Origin of the sequence: Cryobacterium sp. MP_3.1, from assembly GCF_035984795.1 — a bacterium.
GTDB classification, from domain to species: Bacteria; Actinomycetota; Actinomycetes; order Actinomycetales; family Microbacteriaceae; genus Cryobacterium; species Cryobacterium zongtaii.
In genome coordinates this window covers 179,892-194,440 of the sequence record NZ_JAXCHV010000002.1, presented here as the reverse complement: position 1 = coordinate 194,440, position 14,549 = coordinate 179,892, and the positions used below count along the sequence as shown (strand labels likewise).

Sequence of the window (14,549 nt, the reverse complement as noted above, 5' to 3'; positions counted from 1 at the left end):
CACCCCGCCCAAAACCGTGCGCGAAAGCGGTCACCTGGTTGCCTCAGCCCGCTGAGGTGACCGTGTGACCGCTTTCGCGAGATCTTGTCTAGTCGTAGTCGGCGAAGGGGTCGGGGGTGAGGGTGTATTTGGTGGAGAGGTACTCGTGGATGCCCTCTGAACCGCCCTCCCGGCCGAGGCCGGACTGCTTGACCCCGCCGAACGGGGCGGCCGCGTTGGAGACCACGCCCATGTTCAGCCCCATCATGCCCGTCTGCAGCCGCTCGATCATGCGCTGCCCGCGGGCGAGATCCTGGGTGTACACGTAGCTGACCAACCCGAATTCGGTGTCGTTGGCGATGCGCACGGCATCGTCTTCGTCGTCGAAGGGCACGATCGAGAGCACCGGTCCGAAGATCTCTTCGCGCAGGATGGCGCTGCCCGGCTTCACCCCGCTGATCACGGTGGGCTCATAGAAGGTGCCGGCCCGGTCCAGGGCGCGCCCGCCGGTGAGTAGGGTCGCGCCGCGGCCGAGGGCGTCCTGCACGAGGGTGTCGGCCTTGGCCACGGCATCCGCGTTGATCAGCGGGCCGATCTTGACGCCGGTCTCGGTGCCGCGGCCCACGGTGAAGTCGGTGACGGCCTCGGTGACCCGGCGGGCGAACTCCTCGGCGACGGATGCCTGCACGATGAACCGGTTGGCGGCGGTGCAGGCCTGGCCCACGTTGCGGAACTTCGCGGCCAGGGCGCCCTCGACGGCGCGGTCCATGTCGGCGTCCTCGAAGACCAGGAACGGGGCGTTGCCGCCGAGCTCCATCGAGGTGCGCAGCACGTTCTGCGCGGACTGCTGGATGAGCTTCTGGCCGACGCCCGTGGAGCCGGTGAAGCTCAGCTTCCGCAATCTGGGGTCGGCGATGATGGGCGCGGACACGGCCGCCGACGTAGAGGTGGTGAGCACGTTCACCACACCGGCGGGCAGGCCCACCTCCTCGAACAGCTTGACCAGGTACAGCGTGGTGAGCGGGGTGAGCTCGGCGGGCTTGATCACGACGGTGCAGCCGGCCGCGAGCGCTGGCGCGATCTTGCGGGTCGCCATAGCCAGCGGGAAGTTCCACGGGGTGATCAGGAAACTGGGTCCGACCGGGTGCTGCGACACGATCATGCGCCCGGTGCCCTCGGGGCTGGTGCCGTAGCGGCCGGTGATGCGCACGGCTTCCTCGCTGAACCAGCGCAGGAACTCGCCGCCGTAGCCGACCTCTCCGTAGGCCTCGGCGAGGGGCTTGCCCATCTCCAAGGTCATCAGCAGCGCGAACTCGTGCTTGCGTTCCTGCAGCAGTTCGAAGCTGCGGCGCAGCACCTCGCCGCGCACCCGCGGCGGGGTGGCGGCCCAGGCCTCCTGGGCTTCGACCGCGGCGTCGAGGGCGGCCAGACCGTCGGCGACGCCGGCGTCGGCGATGGTCTTGATCACCTTGCCCGTGGACGGATCGTGCACGGAAAGGGTGTTCCCGTCGGCGGCGGGCACCCACTGCCCGTTGATGAACAGCTCGTTGGGGACGTGCTGGAGTAGTTCTGCTTCGGTTACGTGCGCCACAAATGCCTCCTGTGAAGTCGTCGACCTCAATCTACTCGGGTGCCCCGGCCGGACCCCGAATCGACGGCGATTGTCAGGCGTACCGACCGCTGTCGTCGGCGTACCGGGTCAGGAGCCGCGCGAGCTCGAGACGATCGGCGTCGGTCCAGGCCGAGGTGATCTGTTCGAAGGTCTCGCGTTGCAGGCGGCTGAAACGATCGCGGAGCTCGACACCTGCCGGCGCCAGTCTCAGCACGGTCCGGCGCCCGTCGGCAGCGGATGCGGCGCGCTGGAGGTAGCCGGAATCAATGCAGTCGGTGACCATGCGGCTCGCGACCGACGGATCCACGTTCAGCTGGTCGGCGACGGCACCGACAGTCATCTCCCCGTCTGCTTCGTCGACCACGTTGATGATGAGGTTGCGGGTGAGGTCGCGCTTGGTCATACCGTGGTCGGTCAGCGCTTGATTCGTGCGGCGGCGCAGGCGCGAGAACGCGGCACCGACGTCATCGAGGAGAGCGTCTGGGGTTTTGTTCGGATCCACACCCCGAGTCTAGCCTTACATGCGTGTTTGCATATCCATGCTGTTATGCACATACTTGTGAGTGCGCATCCATTTGAGCTGCCGCAGAACATCAAAGGAGACCTCGTGTCCGTCACCGCCATCATCCATGCACGTGTTTTCGACGGTGAGAACACCACCGAGAATCAGACCGTCATCATCGACGGGTCCACAATCGTCGGCGTCGGCGGGCCCGTCCCGGCCGGGGCACAGATCGTCGATGCGACGGGCGCGACCCTGCTCCCCGGCCTGATCGACGCTCACGTGCACACCTCGCCGGACTCGCTCAGGCTCGCTCTGGCCTTCGGCGTGACCACCGAGCTGGAGATGCAGGGCACGTCGACCAGGTTCAATCGCGCGCACATCTCCGCCGACGACACGCTGGCGGATGTGCGCTCGGCCGGCTTCGGGATCACTCCCCCCGGTGGCCACCCCAGCGAGCTCTTCCCCAAGGGCGACCGCCCCACCGACGACGACGACCCGGAGCCGGCCGACGGAGCCCCGGCCTTCGTGATGCCGTTCTCCACGACGCCGGCCGAGGCCGTCGCGTTCATCCCCCAGCTGCTGGCCGGCGGGTCGGACTACATCAAGTTCATGGTCGACGACGGCAGCGTCGAGGGCCACCCCGGACTGCCCATCCTGGATCAGGCCACCCTCGACGCCGGTGTCGCGGAAGCACATCGCTTTGGCGCGCTCACCGTTGCGCATGCGCTCACCGTCGACGCCACCCGGATGGCCATCGACGCCGGCATTGACGGGCTGGCGCACCTGTTCATGGACCGCCCGCATACCCCGGAGATCATCGATGCCATCGCCGAATCGGGTGCTTTCGTGGTCGCCTGTGTGGTCCTGAACGCATCCATGATGGGCATCAGCGGCGCGGAATTCGCTGGGGACCCCCGGGTACACACGAAGCTGAGCCCCGAATGGCTCACCACCATCCAGGCCAGCTTCGACCGCTACCCGCAGGGCCGGCTCGGTGACGTGCTCGCGTCGGTGAAGGCCCTGCACGAGGCCGATGTCGACCTGATCGTGGGAACCGACGCATCCGTTGCCGTGCCGTTCCTGGGCGGACTCGCCCACGGAGCCAGCGTGCACCACGAACTCCAGCTCCTCGTGCAGGCCGGGCTGACCCCCACCCAGGCCCTCACTGCGGCGACATCCACCCCCGCCCGACGCTTCGGGCTCAGCGACCGCGGCCGGATTGCCGAGGGTCTGCGGGCCGACCTGTTGCTCGTCGACGGGGACCCGACAACCAACATCTCCGACACGCTCTCCATCCGTTCGGTGTGGCGGAACGGAACAGCCGCCGTCTGATCACGACGGCGGGTGCGTCACTCCAGGGGCTCGGCGGCGACGCGACGGTCGGAGGGCAGGATGCCCAGGCACAGCAGGAGGGCAATCAGCTGCAACGTCCCCGACACGAAATAGAGCGTGTGCAGGAATGAATACACCGGCAGCAGTGCGACCTCCACGTAGATCCAGATGATCATGCCGAAGCCGGCGACCCCGGCCGCGGCGGTGTACCAGGGCTGCCGCCCGTGCTGCCCGAGCACGGCGAGCGCCTGCGTGCCGCCGATGACCACCAGCAGGATGAACCCGGGGATCACGTAGGAGTCGAACGGGGTGCCGACGAGCCAGCTCATCGGCATCCCCATCCCGTTGCCCACGATCAGGCCGAGCCCGCCGCCCAGCGCTGACAACAGGTTGAACCAGCCCATGACCAGCAGCGCCAGCCACCACAGGCGACGTGGCCGGGGCCGGTCGGTGCCGGGCACGGCGGGGCGAACGGATGCGGGATGGGACGCCATATCGCCATCCTGATCCCCCGGCGTGCGGGTCACAATCCCCCGCCCGGGTGGCGCGACATCAGTCGCGGTGCGGGCTACAGGCCGGTCAGGGTGCCGCGCACTATCGAGTCACCCGAGTGGGCCGGGTTGCCGTCGGCGGGTTCGGCCGAGACGTCCACCACCGGGAACTCGGCCAGGTCGAGGTCCGCCGGGAGGCTGAACCGGCCGGTCGCGCCGTCGAGCAGCCCCACACTGACCAGCCCGGTGGCGTCGGCGGTGACCAGCCACACCTCGCGCAGCCCCTCGTTGCCGGCATCGTCGGCCAGGTCCACCACGACCTCGCGGCGCCCGTCCGCGGACTCCTCCACCGAGGCACTACCGCTGGCCGTCCAGCCGGGCAGCGCGTCCAGTTGTGCCTGGGCGAGTACGGTCTCCGCGGCCGGTTCGCGGGTCGACTGCCACCAGACCCCGCCCACGATGCCGCCGACGATGCCGACCGCGCAGGCCGCCGCGGCCACGGGCAGCCAGACGCGACGGCGCCGGTGCTGGTCCAGCTGCACAACGGGCGCCGGCTCTCCTGCCGGTTCGGCGCCAGGGCGCTCTGTCCCGCTCGCGGCGCCCGCGGCAGGTCCGACACCAGGGGTCGTGTGCTTTGTCAGGTCGCCGCCGGCCAGGTCCCCGCCGGCCAGACCGGCCGCCGCGAGGTCGACCTCCGCCAGCCGCGGCGGCGCAGCCACCGCGGCGGAGAAGCCGAGGGCCGAGTGGATGCGGCCCCAGACGGCATCCGCGGGTTCGACCAGCTCGACGCTGCCGGCGCTGCGGCCGATCAAGACGGTGCGGCGCAGCGCATCCAGCTCGCCGACGCAGCCCGGGCAGGCGGCCAGGTGCTCGCGTTCGGCGGGAGTGAGGTCGAGCTCGGCGAGCGCGACGAGGGCGAGCGTGTCGCGGTCAAGATGCGTCATCGTTCGCCTCCAATCGAGTGCGCAAGCGGGTAAGGCTGCGGCGGATATGACTTTTCACGGTGCCGAGCGGCAATCCGAGGCTATCGGCGATCTGCACGTGGGTGAGGTCCTCGTAGAACGCGAGTCGCATCACACGTTGCGGCACCGGTTCGAGGCGGTTGAGCTCCTCGCCGATCAGCAGCCGCTCGGCCACGTCGGCGGACTCATCAACCGTGTACAGGTCGGCCTCGTCCACGAGGGACTGTTCGAGGCGCCGCCGCCGGGCGCGGGCGTCGTGCGCGTCGGCGATGGTATGCCGGGCGATGCCCACGATCCAGGCGGGCAACGCCGCCCGACCCTCGTCGAACCCGTGCCGGCCGCGCCACGCGGCGATGAACACCTTCTGCGTCACGTCTTCGGCCTCACCGGTGTCGCCGAGCGAGCGCACCGCCAGGGTGTACACCAGCGACGACCAGCGCGCGTAGGCCTCGGCGAGGGCGTGTTCGTCGCCCGCGCGAAACCCCGCGATCAGGTGGGCCTGGTCACGATCATCGTCGGTGCTGTTCGCAAAGGGGGTGCTCACGTCAACGTGCTGCCTCCGGGATCGGTACCGTGTGGTGCGGGTGTCCATCTCAGCACTCACGACCCGATCGAACCGGCCCGCGAGTGCGACCAGCATAACCACCCCCGGCCTCTGTACGCACGCCCCGTTCGGGCGGTAGGGTCCGACTCACGTTCATGGCGCCGGCACCGCCGTCACGATCACGTTGGACAGGTACCGTCGGGCGTCGTAGTCGAACTCGCCGCCGCAGGTCACCAGTGTGAGCCGCGGCTGACCGGACCTGTCAAACACGCTCGCCCACGGTACCGCCGGCTTTTCCACGCTGTCGACGGATGCCACTGTGTACCGGTGCGCGCCGCCGTCGGCAGTCTCCAACACGATCTCGGTGCCCGCCGGAGCGTCGGCCAGCAGGGCGAACGGGCCGATGTCGTAGACGGGGGAATCCACGTGCGCGGCGACGACGGTGGCGCCGGCCGGGCTGGCGGGGCCGGCGCCGTACCGGTACCAGGCGGCGACGGCGGGGTTCGCCGGCAGGGCCATGGCCGCGTCCTCGGCCAGGCCGACGGCCTCGATCGGCATGTCGATGCCCAACGCGGGCACCCGCACCCGTACCGGAGCGCTGACCGGGCCGGCCAGCCCGGCCAGGTCCGCGGACCGGCGCGGCACATCCGGTACCGCCGGCGGCGGAATCGGAGCCGGCGACGGCACCCGGGCCGGAGCCGAGATTGACGGTTCCTGCCCGGTGCGGCCGGCCCACGGCAGTCCTCCCGGCAGCCCGGCGGAGGCGGGACCGCCCAGACCGGTGAACCCACCGGCGGCAGGATCAGTGCCGCCGATCCCCGAGGACGGGGCGGCGCATCCGCTGAGCAGGCCCAGCATCAGCCCACCCGCCAGGACCGGACCGACCACGGCGCGGGTCACAGTGGGCCACCCGAACAGGCTCACCATGACCCGCACCTTCCTTGTCGACGGCCCGTTACTGCCGCGCCTCGGCGCGCCGGGTGCCATAGACCGCCGCCGCGCTGATGATCAGCACCAGGGCGATGGCCGCTCCGCCGAACCACAGGCCGGAGCTGTTACCGGGCTGGTTGGTTGCCACCAGGCCAGCGCTGCCGGCGGGGACGCCGTCGGGGTTGGAGTGCAGCCCATCGATGGTCTGCACCGCGAGGGCCAGGTTGCTGTCGGTCAGGCTGCCCCAGGCGTACACGATGGTGTTGGTTCCTTCGGCCACGTTCACGTCGGCCGGGCCGATCACCGGGTCGGTGGTTCCGGTCGCGGCCACGGAGGCCGACACCGTGCCGGCCGGCAGGGTCAGCATGGACTCGTCGGGGTTGCTCAGGTTGGTGATCACCGCGGTGCCGCCGGCGAGCACGTCCACGGCGGGGGCCGCGGCGACGTGACGCACCGTGAGTCGGCCTTCGCCGGCGCCGACGGTGCTGATGTCGTTGGTGAACAGGGTCGCGGTGGGTGCCCCGGCCGCGTCGAGGTGCGCGGCGGCGGTGTAGTTCTTGCCCGCCTCCAACGGGAGGTCGACCGGACCGATGGCCGGCGAACTCGCGTCCGCGGCATCCGATGCCGTGATCGCCACGGTGTAGGTGCCCGCGGGCAGCTCGAGCGGGCCGGCGATGTCGCCGGGTTCGAAGTTGTCCAGGGTGAGGGCGTCGTTCACGTACACGTCGACGGTGAGGCCGGGTACCCCGTGCAGCACGGAGAGCTGGGCGACGTCGGTGGCGGCGTTCGCCGGGGCGATTCCCGCCAGGGCGACAAGGGCGCCGGCTGCGATGCCGACGGTGATGGTCTTGCGCATGGTTTCCTCCAGTCAGTGGAACGAGATCGGGAACCTGTCGGTTTCCCGTTACCCGTTACTTCTGGAGGACCCCCTCATTCGGATGCACCCTGCCGAGAAAATTTCTCAAGCAGCGGGCTTCGCATCCAGTTGCACCAAAGTGCCCCTTCGACGCTCGCGAAGGGGCACATTCCGGCACGTCGCCGGTGGATGCGGATGCGCGCCTCAGGCCTGCTCGACGACCTCCGAGGTGGCCAGCACCGCACCGGCGTGGGCGAGTTCGGCCAGGGCCTGCTCGCTGGACTCCGGCGCCACCCCGGCGATGAGGTCGGTGAACACCCGCACCTGCTGGCCGTGCTCGAGGGCATCGAGCCCCGAGGCGCGCACGCAGAAGTCGGTGGCCAGGCCGACCAGGTCCACATGTGTCACGCCGGCGGCGATGAGCAGCTCGCCGAACTTCTCGCCCGCCCCGTCGACGCCCTCGAAGATCGAATAGCCCGGCTGGCCCTGCCCCTTGAGGATGTGCACCGTCGACTCCGGCAGCGTCAGAGCCGCGTGGTACTCCGCGCCGGTGGTGTCGGCGACACAGTGCGCCGGCCAGGTGTCCACGAAGTCCGGTTCGGCATCCACCGCGAAGTGGCCGTTGTTGCCGCCCTCGGCGTCGTGCCAGTCACGGGAGGCGAAGATGTGCCCGTAGGTGTTCGGATGCGCCGCCAGCAGGGCGCTGATCGCCCCGGCCACGGCGGCCCCGCCGTCAACCGCGAGGGCACCGCCCTCGGTGAAGTCGTTCTGAACGTCGATGATGATCAGTGCGCGGGTCACGGATGCACTCCTGTCGGTTGAATGTCACTTAGGTGTTCGAGAGGTTGTTTCCGCAGCGGAAAAACCCTGTCGTGATGGTATCGATCGCCTGCTTCGCATTATCACCCACATCACCCAGCGCGTATACGGCGAAGGTAAGGGTGCTGCCGTCGCCGGCCTTGATGATGCCGGCGAGGGTGTAGCCGGTGTCGATCCAGCCGGTCTTGGCGAACACGGCGCCATCGGCATCCGCGTTGTCGCCGCTGAACCGGTCGCTGTACGAGAGCGAGCCTGAGCTGCCGCCGACGACGGGCAGACCGTCGAAGATCACGCCGAGGCTGCCCTCGCGGGCGTTGATCTTCTGCAACAGCTTGGTGAGGTAGCCGGGTGGCACAGCGTTGTTGTCACTGAGCCCGGAGCCGTCACTGATGCGGATGCCGGTGGTGTCGATGCCGTACTCGGCCAGTCCCGCGAGCACGGCGGGCTGGATGGCGCCGAAGGTGTTGCCGGTGCCGCTCTCCACGGCCACCAGGCGGGCGAGCATCTCGGCGAGCGCGTTGTCGGAGACGATCAGGGACTGCTGGATCAGGCTGGACACCGGTTGGGACTGCACGGCGGCGAGCTGGCTGGCCCCGGCCGGGGCGGTGCCGACGCTGAGTGCGGGGTCGCCGCCGAGCTCGTCGGCGAACGCGGCGCCGGCCCGCGCCACCGGGTCGTCGCTGCGGGCGGAGGTGCTGTTGTACGGGTTGTCCCGGTCGCCGTCCACCTGCAGGGCCGTGATCTCGGGCATGTACCCCTGAGTCTGTTCCTTGCGGTCCCAGCTGGGCTCCCAGGCCGGGTCGCCGAAGTAGCTGGAGTCCAGCAGCACGGAGGTGATCGCGGTGCCGCCCATCGCCGCCCGGGTCTGTTCGGCGAGATCGTCGAGGTGCGCGGCGCCGGCGTAGAAGGACTCGTCGCCGCTGGGGGTGCTCGAGAGGGTGAGGTCACCGCCGCCGACGAGCACCACCTGGCCGGGTTCGCTGCCGGCGACCACGGTGGTGGTGGCGCGGTAGTCCGGGCCGAGCACGCTCAGCGCGGCAGCGGAGGTGAGCACCTTGAGCACGCTGGCCGCACGGGATGCGGTGCTGCCGCCCCGGTCGAAGAGGATCTCGCCGGTCTCGGCGTTGACCACCTGGGCCTGGAACTCGCCCAGCCGCTCGTCCTCGGCAAGGCCGGCCACCGAGCAGGTGCGCAGCGGGGCGGTGACGGTGGCGAGGGTCGGGGCGGGCCTGGTCGGGGCGGGGGTGGGGCTGGGCGTGGGCGCGGGCGCGGCGGATGCGTCGGGTGCGGCCACGGCGACCGGCTTGGCGTTGCCGCTGGCCGTGCCCGCCCACACGGCGCCCCCGCCGAGCAGCACGAGGGCCACGGCCGCGGCGACGATCAGGCGCAGGGGTGTGCGCGTGGTCTGCTCAGGCACGGACGGTTCGGGGGTATCCACCAACGAAGGTTACCGAGCCGGGGTGGGAGCCCGGCAAGAGCGCCGGGTCCGGGCTGGCGCATCCGCGCTGGTCGGTTGAGGCTTCGCGGCACGGGTTGCTGCGCGCGGGTTGGGTGCGCGCCCGTGGAAAAGACAAGTGCGCCAGGACAGCAGCGCGAACCATCCAACCGCACGTTACCTCCGTCGGTCTACGCCCCGCCTCGCGGCACGCGCTAGTGCTCGCGGCACGCGCTAGTCCCGGCGGCACGGGTTCTAAGGCATGCCGCCGAGAACAAGACCAGCCACGAGGACGAAAGCATGCCGCGACAGCAACTCGGGACCGCCGACCGCGCCGTACCTCCGCCGGGCCATGCCCGCCCTCGCGGCACGCGCTAGTCCCGGCGGCACGCGCTAGTCCCGGCGGCACGCGTTAGTCCCGGCGGCACGGGTTCTAGGGTGTGCCGCCGTGAACAAGACCAGCCACGAGGAAGAAAGCATGCCGCGACCGCACAGGACAGATCGGTTACGCGCCCCAGCCCTAGTCGCCGAGGTAGACCAAGCCGATCTGGGCGCGGATCGCGTCGAGGGTCTCCATGATCTGTACGGATTCGCTCGTGGTCAGCAGGTCACTGGTGATCAGGCCCGCCGCCACGAGCCGTTCGGCTTCAGCGGCCTGGAAGTGCATGCCCCGGCCGGTGATTGCGGGCGTCTCGTACGTCTCGACGACCTCGTTGGCGCTGTTGTACACGCGGAACGAGGTGGGCGAGTACCAGACCTCGTCGATGTCGATGCGACCCACGGTGCCGAGGATGCTGGCGGTGTTGGGCCCCTTGGTGTCGCTCGCGGAGAGCAGCGACGCGATCTGGCCGCCCGGATAATGGAAGATCGTGGCGATCTGGGCATCCACCCCGGTGGCCTTGAAGGTGGCCGAGGCGAGGACGGTCTCGGGCGGGCCGAACAGCGCCGACGCGAACGACACCGGGTAGATGCCGAGGTCGAGCAGCGCGCCGCCGCCCAGTGCCAGCGAGTTGATGCGGTGGGCGGGGTCGTCGGGCAGGTCCTGGGTGTGGTCGGCGATCAGGGAGCGCACGTCGCCGAGGCTGCCGGCGGCGAGAATCTCGCGGATGCGCACCATGTGCGGCAGGAAGCGGGTCCACATGGCCTCGAGCACGAGCAGGTTCTTGCTCTCGGCCAGGGCCACCACGGCGCGCGCCTCGGCAGCGTTGAGGGTGATCGGCTTCTCGATCAGGACGTGCTTGCCGGCCTCCAGCGCCAGGGTGGCGTTGGCCGCGTGGAACGGGTGCGGGGTCGACACGTAGATGATGTCGACCTCGGGGTCGGCCACGAGCGCCTCGTAGCTGGGGTGCGCGGTGGGGATGCCGAATTCGGCGGCGAAGGCATCCGCTGATGCCTGGCTGCGGGAGCCGACGGCCTGCACGGTGAAGCCGTTCTTCACGAGGTCCCCGGCGAATTGGTGGGCGATTCCGCCCGTGGCCAGGATTCCCCAGCGGAGTGCATCAGTCATGCTGCGAGCCTAGCGAACCCACTCGGCCGCACACCAGAACGGCATGTTATTGTGCCGGTCATGAGTGAAATGACCTTCGACGAAAAACGCCACGACCAGCTCACCACCGCCCCCAAGGCCAGCGAAGCGGATGCGGCCCCGCGGGTGACCGTGGACGAACAGTCTGATGGCGTGAAGCGCATCGATGTGGCCGACACCGCCGCGGTGCGGCCCGGCAAGACCGAGGAGTAAGCCGTCACCTGACGTTTGCCGAGCGGTCATCGCGGTCGCATACGCTGACGACCGTGAGCGAGAATCTGCTTCTGGCCCGGCGCACGACCCCGCAGCAGCGGGACGTGCCTCGCATGCTTACCCCGCCACGGCGGGCCGAGCCCCGCTTCGACACCCCGCTACCGATCCAGCCACCGCAGCCGGCCGTCCGGCCCGAGTTCGCGGTGCGCAATTCCCCGACCGACCTGGTCTTCCGAGCGCTCTGGCAGCTGGTGGGCGTCTACGTCTTCGTGGTGCTGCTGGTCAAAGACCGGCGTCTGCCGCGCTAGCCGGCGCCGTCAGTCGGCGCGGGTCAGAACCGTGTCCAGCACCCGGTCCGCGATCGCCCGGTGGCCGGCGTCATTGACGTGCACCCCGTCGGAGACCACCATGTCGCTCTGGATGACCACGGGGTCGAGCAGACTCACGTACTCGGCGTCGACCCGGTCCGCGGCGGCGCGCACCCAGCCATCCAGATCGGTGATCATGGCCGTGGCCGGCTCGGCGGTCGACGGCCCCACCGCGATGAGCCGGGCGTTCGGCAGGCCCTCCCGGAGAAGGCTGAACGTCCTGTCGACGGCGGCCTGCACCAACTCCGGGTCCGTGGCGAGCGCCCACCGGTCGTTCTGGCCACCGGCGATCACGACGACGTCGGGGGCGGCGGCGACGATGTCGGCCACCCGGTCCGGGTAGGTGGGGCAGTCGTCCTGGCCGCAGCTGGCGACCCCGGCCATGGTGACGTACCCGGTGCCGCCCTGGCCCTCGTTGACCTCGGTCCAACCGGCGGCGTAGGCCACGAGGGTCGTCCACTTCATGGTCGGATTCGAGGCGCCCCAGCCCTGGGTGTACGAATCGCCGAGGAACACGGCGACGGCGGGGTCGGTCTGCGGCGGCGGCGCGTCCGTGGGCGCTGAGGATGCGGTGGGCGGGGCGGACGCGGTGGGCGCCGGCGTCGCCGGGGGCAAGGTGGGCACCAGCGACGCGGTGGATGCGGCGCCCGCGCCGACCACGGCTGCCACCACCGCGGCGATGCCGCCGATCACAAGCACCAGAAGTGCGGCCAGCAGCACCAGGCGCCGACGGCGCCCTTCGGCGGGCGGACTCGTCGGGGCGCTCTCTTCTGCCATGCACCCAGCTTAGGAGCCCGCCGCAAGCCCGCGAACCGTGAGAAAAGCACCAGCCAAGGCAGTTTTCGGGGCTTTTCTCACAGTTCGCGAGTGGGGCCGGCCCTAGGTGCGCGGCTTGATCTCGTCGGTGATGTCGGCCACCGTGGCCGCGTAGGCCGCGATGAGCGCGTCGGCGTCGACGAACGCGGAGTAGCCGTGCTCCCCTGCGCCCATCGCCACCCGGGCGCCGCGCATCCGCTCGTCGGCGAACACCGGCCAGGCGGTGCTGCTGCCCAGCGGGGTGATGGTGCCGCGCGAATACCCGGTCGCAGCCAGAGCGAGGTCTTCGTGCGGCAGCGACAGCTTGTTCACGCCCACCACGGCGCGCAGCTTGGCCCAGCTGATCTGCCGGTCGCCGGGCACCAGCACGAAGATGTAGTCCCCGTCGTGACGCTTCACCACGAGCGACTTGACGATGCCGGCCGGCTCCAGCCCCAGCAGCCGGGCAGCGCTCTCGAGGCTGTCGGCGGCGGGGCGCTCGACGATGTCGATGTCGAGTCCGCGCGCCCGCGCATCCGTTTCGACCCGTTCGCGCCCTGTGTCAGCCATGACCAAAGTCAACCACGCGGGTGGGGGTGCCGAGGCCGCCCGGCCCACGGATGCTCGCGGCGCGGATTGTACCTCGCGGCGCGGGTTGTTCCTCGCGGCCCGGGTTGTTCCTCGTGGCCCGGGTTAGAAGCTGTGCCACGGGGAAGAGGGCGCGCCACCAGAACTAAAGTGTGCCGCGACCGCGCAGACCGAGTCGGCCCGGATCGGCCCGAGCGGGTGCGGGCCGGTGAACGTGATCAGCCGAAGATCGCCCAACCGTGCGGCGGCACCGTGTGGCCGGCCGGGCTGGCGTCCGCCGCACCGGCCAGCCGCTCGGCCGCATCCGTGGCGACCGCAAGGGCCTCGTCACCGAGGTTGAGCGCCACCACCAGACGCTGGATGCCGTCGGTCGCCTCGATCACGTACCCCGTGTTGGTCAGGGTGAGCGGCCGGCTCGTGGCCGTGTGCAGCCAGGGGTGCCGGCGCCGGAGCCCGATCAGCTCCTGGTGCAGCACAAAGGTGGCCGCGGCGACGGGATCCTGATCGGCGGACGGCAGGTCGGCCGGGCTCGCCGGGTACGCGGGGCGGATGGCGTCGTCGCCGCCGGCGCGCTGTTCCTTCACGGCGCGCAGCCCGCGCTCGTCGCCGTAGTAGATCGCCGGGGTGCCGCCCAGGGTGAGCAGCAGCACCAGGGCGCGCGGGTGGTGGCGTTCGTCCTGGATCTGGCTGGCCAGCCGAGTCACGTCGTGGTTGCCGATGAAGGTGTACGGCACAAACGCGCCGAGGAACGCGGTGTGCCGGGTGAGCGCCCAGTCCAGTTCGAAGAAGTTGCGCTCGTTCAGCGCGTGCCAGATCGCCTGCCAGAGTTCGTACTGGGTGACGGTGTCCACCCCGGATGCGGCGACGAAGCCGGCGTAATCGCCGTGCAGTACTTCACCCATCACGTACACGTCGGGGTGCCGCTCGCGCACCCGCGGCAGCACGCCGGCCCAGAACGCGGCGGGCATCGCGTAGGCGGCATCGAGGCGCCAGGCGTCGATCCCCCGGTCGAGCCAGTGCGTCATCACAGTGGTGACGAGTTCGGTCACGGCCGGGTTGTCGTGGTTGAGGGTGACCAGGGCGTCGTGCCCCTCGAAGCCCACGAGCTCGCCGGCCGGCGTGCGGCGGAACAGGGCGTTCTCGGGCGCGGCCGGGTCGGCCAGGGCGGTGACCAGCGGGGCGTACTCCCGGCCGATGTGGTTGAACACACCGTCGAGCATCACCCGGATGCCGCGCCGGTGGCACTCGGCGATGAGGTGGTCGAGGTCGGCGGTGTCGCCGAGCCGCGGGTCAACCTCGAAGTAGTCGGTGGTGTCGTAGCCGTGAGTGCGGGAGACGAAGACCGGGCCGAGGGCCAGGCCGTTCGCGCCGAGATCGAGCAGGTAATCCAGCCAGGACTCGATCTGCCGCAACCGGTGCGTGGGCGTGCGGTCTTGCCCGGTGGTGTCGGCACCGACAAAGCCCAGCGGATACACGTGCCACCAGATCACATGTTCGGTCCAGTTCGGCACGCCTCGACCCTATCGCTGTTGAACCGTGGTGGTCGGTGCCGGTTGCCATCGTCTGGATGCGCGTGGTGCAGGTCGCGACAACGA

General features: G+C 70.2%; 16 protein-coding genes. 3 read left to right on the top strand and 13 right to left on the bottom strand.

Annotated elements, in window-relative coordinates; genetic code table 11:
- Positions 1-88 precede the first annotated feature (88 nt).
- Both RCH12_RS02475 and RCH12_RS02470 read right to left on the bottom strand, forming a co-directional pair.
- The gene (locus tag RCH12_RS02475; protein WP_327015957.1) at positions 89-1,570 is read right to left on the bottom strand and encodes an NAD-dependent succinate-semialdehyde dehydrogenase; all 1,482 of its coding nucleotides are present in this window, start codon (positions 1,568-1,570) and stop codon (positions 89-91) included.
- A gap of 73 nt (positions 1,571-1,643) precedes the next feature.
- Complete coding sequence (locus tag RCH12_RS02470; RefSeq protein WP_327015956.1) at positions 1,644-2,093, bottom strand: MarR family winged helix-turn-helix transcriptional regulator; 450 nt, start codon at positions 2,091-2,093, stop codon at positions 1,644-1,646.
- Positions 2,094-2,198: 105 nt separating this feature from the next.
- Here RCH12_RS02470 and RCH12_RS02465 point away from each other — a divergent pair, with 105 nt between their 5' ends.
- Complete coding sequence (locus RCH12_RS02465) at positions 2,199-3,428, top strand: amidohydrolase family protein (protein WP_327015955.1); 1,230 nt, start codon at positions 2,199-2,201, stop codon at positions 3,426-3,428.
- A gap of 17 nt (positions 3,429-3,445) precedes the next feature.
- On the opposite strand, the gene RCH12_RS02460 is transcribed toward RCH12_RS02465, so the two are convergent.
- The 8 genes from RCH12_RS02460 to RCH12_RS02425 form a co-directional block, all read right to left on the bottom strand.
- Positions 3,446-3,922 carry a hypothetical protein gene (locus tag RCH12_RS02460; RefSeq protein ID WP_327015954.1) on the bottom strand — a complete coding sequence of 159 codons (477 nt, stop codon included), beginning with the start codon at positions 3,920-3,922 and terminating at the stop codon, positions 3,446-3,448.
- Positions 3,923-3,996: 74 nt separating this feature from the next.
- Complete coding sequence (locus RCH12_RS02455) at positions 3,997-4,863, bottom strand: anti-sigma factor domain-containing protein (RefSeq protein ID WP_327015953.1); 867 nt, start codon at positions 4,861-4,863, stop codon at positions 3,997-3,999.
- Positions 4,850-5,425 (bottom strand): RNA polymerase sigma factor, encoded by a 576-nt coding sequence (locus RCH12_RS02450; protein WP_240632366.1) that lies wholly within the window; start codon positions 5,423-5,425, stop codon positions 4,850-4,852. The genes RCH12_RS02455 and RCH12_RS02450 overlap by 14 nt, the downstream gene beginning before the upstream one ends.
- Before the next feature lie 153 nt (positions 5,426-5,578).
- On the bottom strand, positions 5,579-6,352 hold the full coding sequence (locus tag RCH12_RS02445) for a class F sortase (RefSeq protein ID WP_327015952.1): 774 nt from the start codon (positions 6,350-6,352) through the stop codon (positions 5,579-5,581).
- Between the two features lie 28 nt (positions 6,353-6,380).
- Positions 6,381-7,211: a DUF4397 domain-containing protein gene (locus RCH12_RS02440; protein ID WP_103430385.1), complete on the bottom strand. Its 831-nt coding sequence runs from the start codon at positions 7,209-7,211 to the stop codon at positions 6,381-6,383.
- A gap of 204 nt (positions 7,212-7,415) precedes the next feature.
- Entirely contained in the window at positions 7,416-8,012 is a 597-nt protein-coding gene (locus RCH12_RS02435) for an isochorismatase family protein (protein WP_327015951.1), read from the bottom strand.
- Between the two features lie 28 nt (positions 8,013-8,040).
- Entirely contained in the window at positions 8,041-9,468 is a 1,428-nt protein-coding gene (locus RCH12_RS02430) for a D-alanyl-D-alanine carboxypeptidase/D-alanyl-D-alanine-endopeptidase (protein WP_327015950.1), read from the bottom strand.
- A gap of 517 nt (positions 9,469-9,985) precedes the next feature.
- Positions 9,986-10,972 carry a Gfo/Idh/MocA family protein gene (locus RCH12_RS02425; protein ID WP_327015949.1) on the bottom strand — a complete coding sequence of 329 codons (987 nt, stop codon included), beginning with the start codon at positions 10,970-10,972 and terminating at the stop codon, positions 9,986-9,988.
- A 60-nt stretch (positions 10,973-11,032) separates the two neighbouring features.
- On the opposite strand from RCH12_RS02425, the gene RCH12_RS02420 reads away from it, so the two are divergent.
- Both RCH12_RS02420 and RCH12_RS02415 read left to right on the top strand, forming a co-directional pair.
- Positions 11,033-11,203, top strand: coding sequence for a multidrug transporter (locus tag RCH12_RS02420; RefSeq protein ID WP_103432643.1), 171 nt, complete (start codon positions 11,033-11,035; stop codon positions 11,201-11,203).
- 53 nt (positions 11,204-11,256) lie between these two features.
- Entirely contained in the window at positions 11,257-11,511 is a 255-nt protein-coding gene (locus RCH12_RS02415; RefSeq protein ID WP_327015948.1) for a hypothetical protein, read from the top strand.
- 9 nt (positions 11,512-11,520) lie between these two features.
- Here the strand turns inward: RCH12_RS02415 and RCH12_RS02410 are convergent, their stop codons facing one another.
- The 3 genes from RCH12_RS02410 to RCH12_RS02400 form a co-directional block, all read right to left on the bottom strand.
- A complete protein-coding gene (locus RCH12_RS02410; RefSeq protein ID WP_327015947.1) occupies positions 11,521-12,348 on the bottom strand; it encodes an SGNH/GDSL hydrolase family protein in 828 nt (275 codons plus the stop codon).
- A gap of 102 nt (positions 12,349-12,450) precedes the next feature.
- The gene (locus tag RCH12_RS02405; protein WP_327015946.1) at positions 12,451-12,936 is read right to left on the bottom strand and encodes an aminoacyl-tRNA deacylase; all 486 of its coding nucleotides are present in this window, start codon (positions 12,934-12,936) and stop codon (positions 12,451-12,453) included.
- A gap of 236 nt (positions 12,937-13,172) precedes the next feature.
- The gene (locus tag RCH12_RS02400; RefSeq protein WP_327015945.1) at positions 13,173-14,465 is read right to left on the bottom strand and encodes an alpha-amylase family glycosyl hydrolase; all 1,293 of its coding nucleotides are present in this window, start codon (positions 14,463-14,465) and stop codon (positions 13,173-13,175) included.
- Positions 14,466-14,549 lie beyond the last annotated feature (84 nt).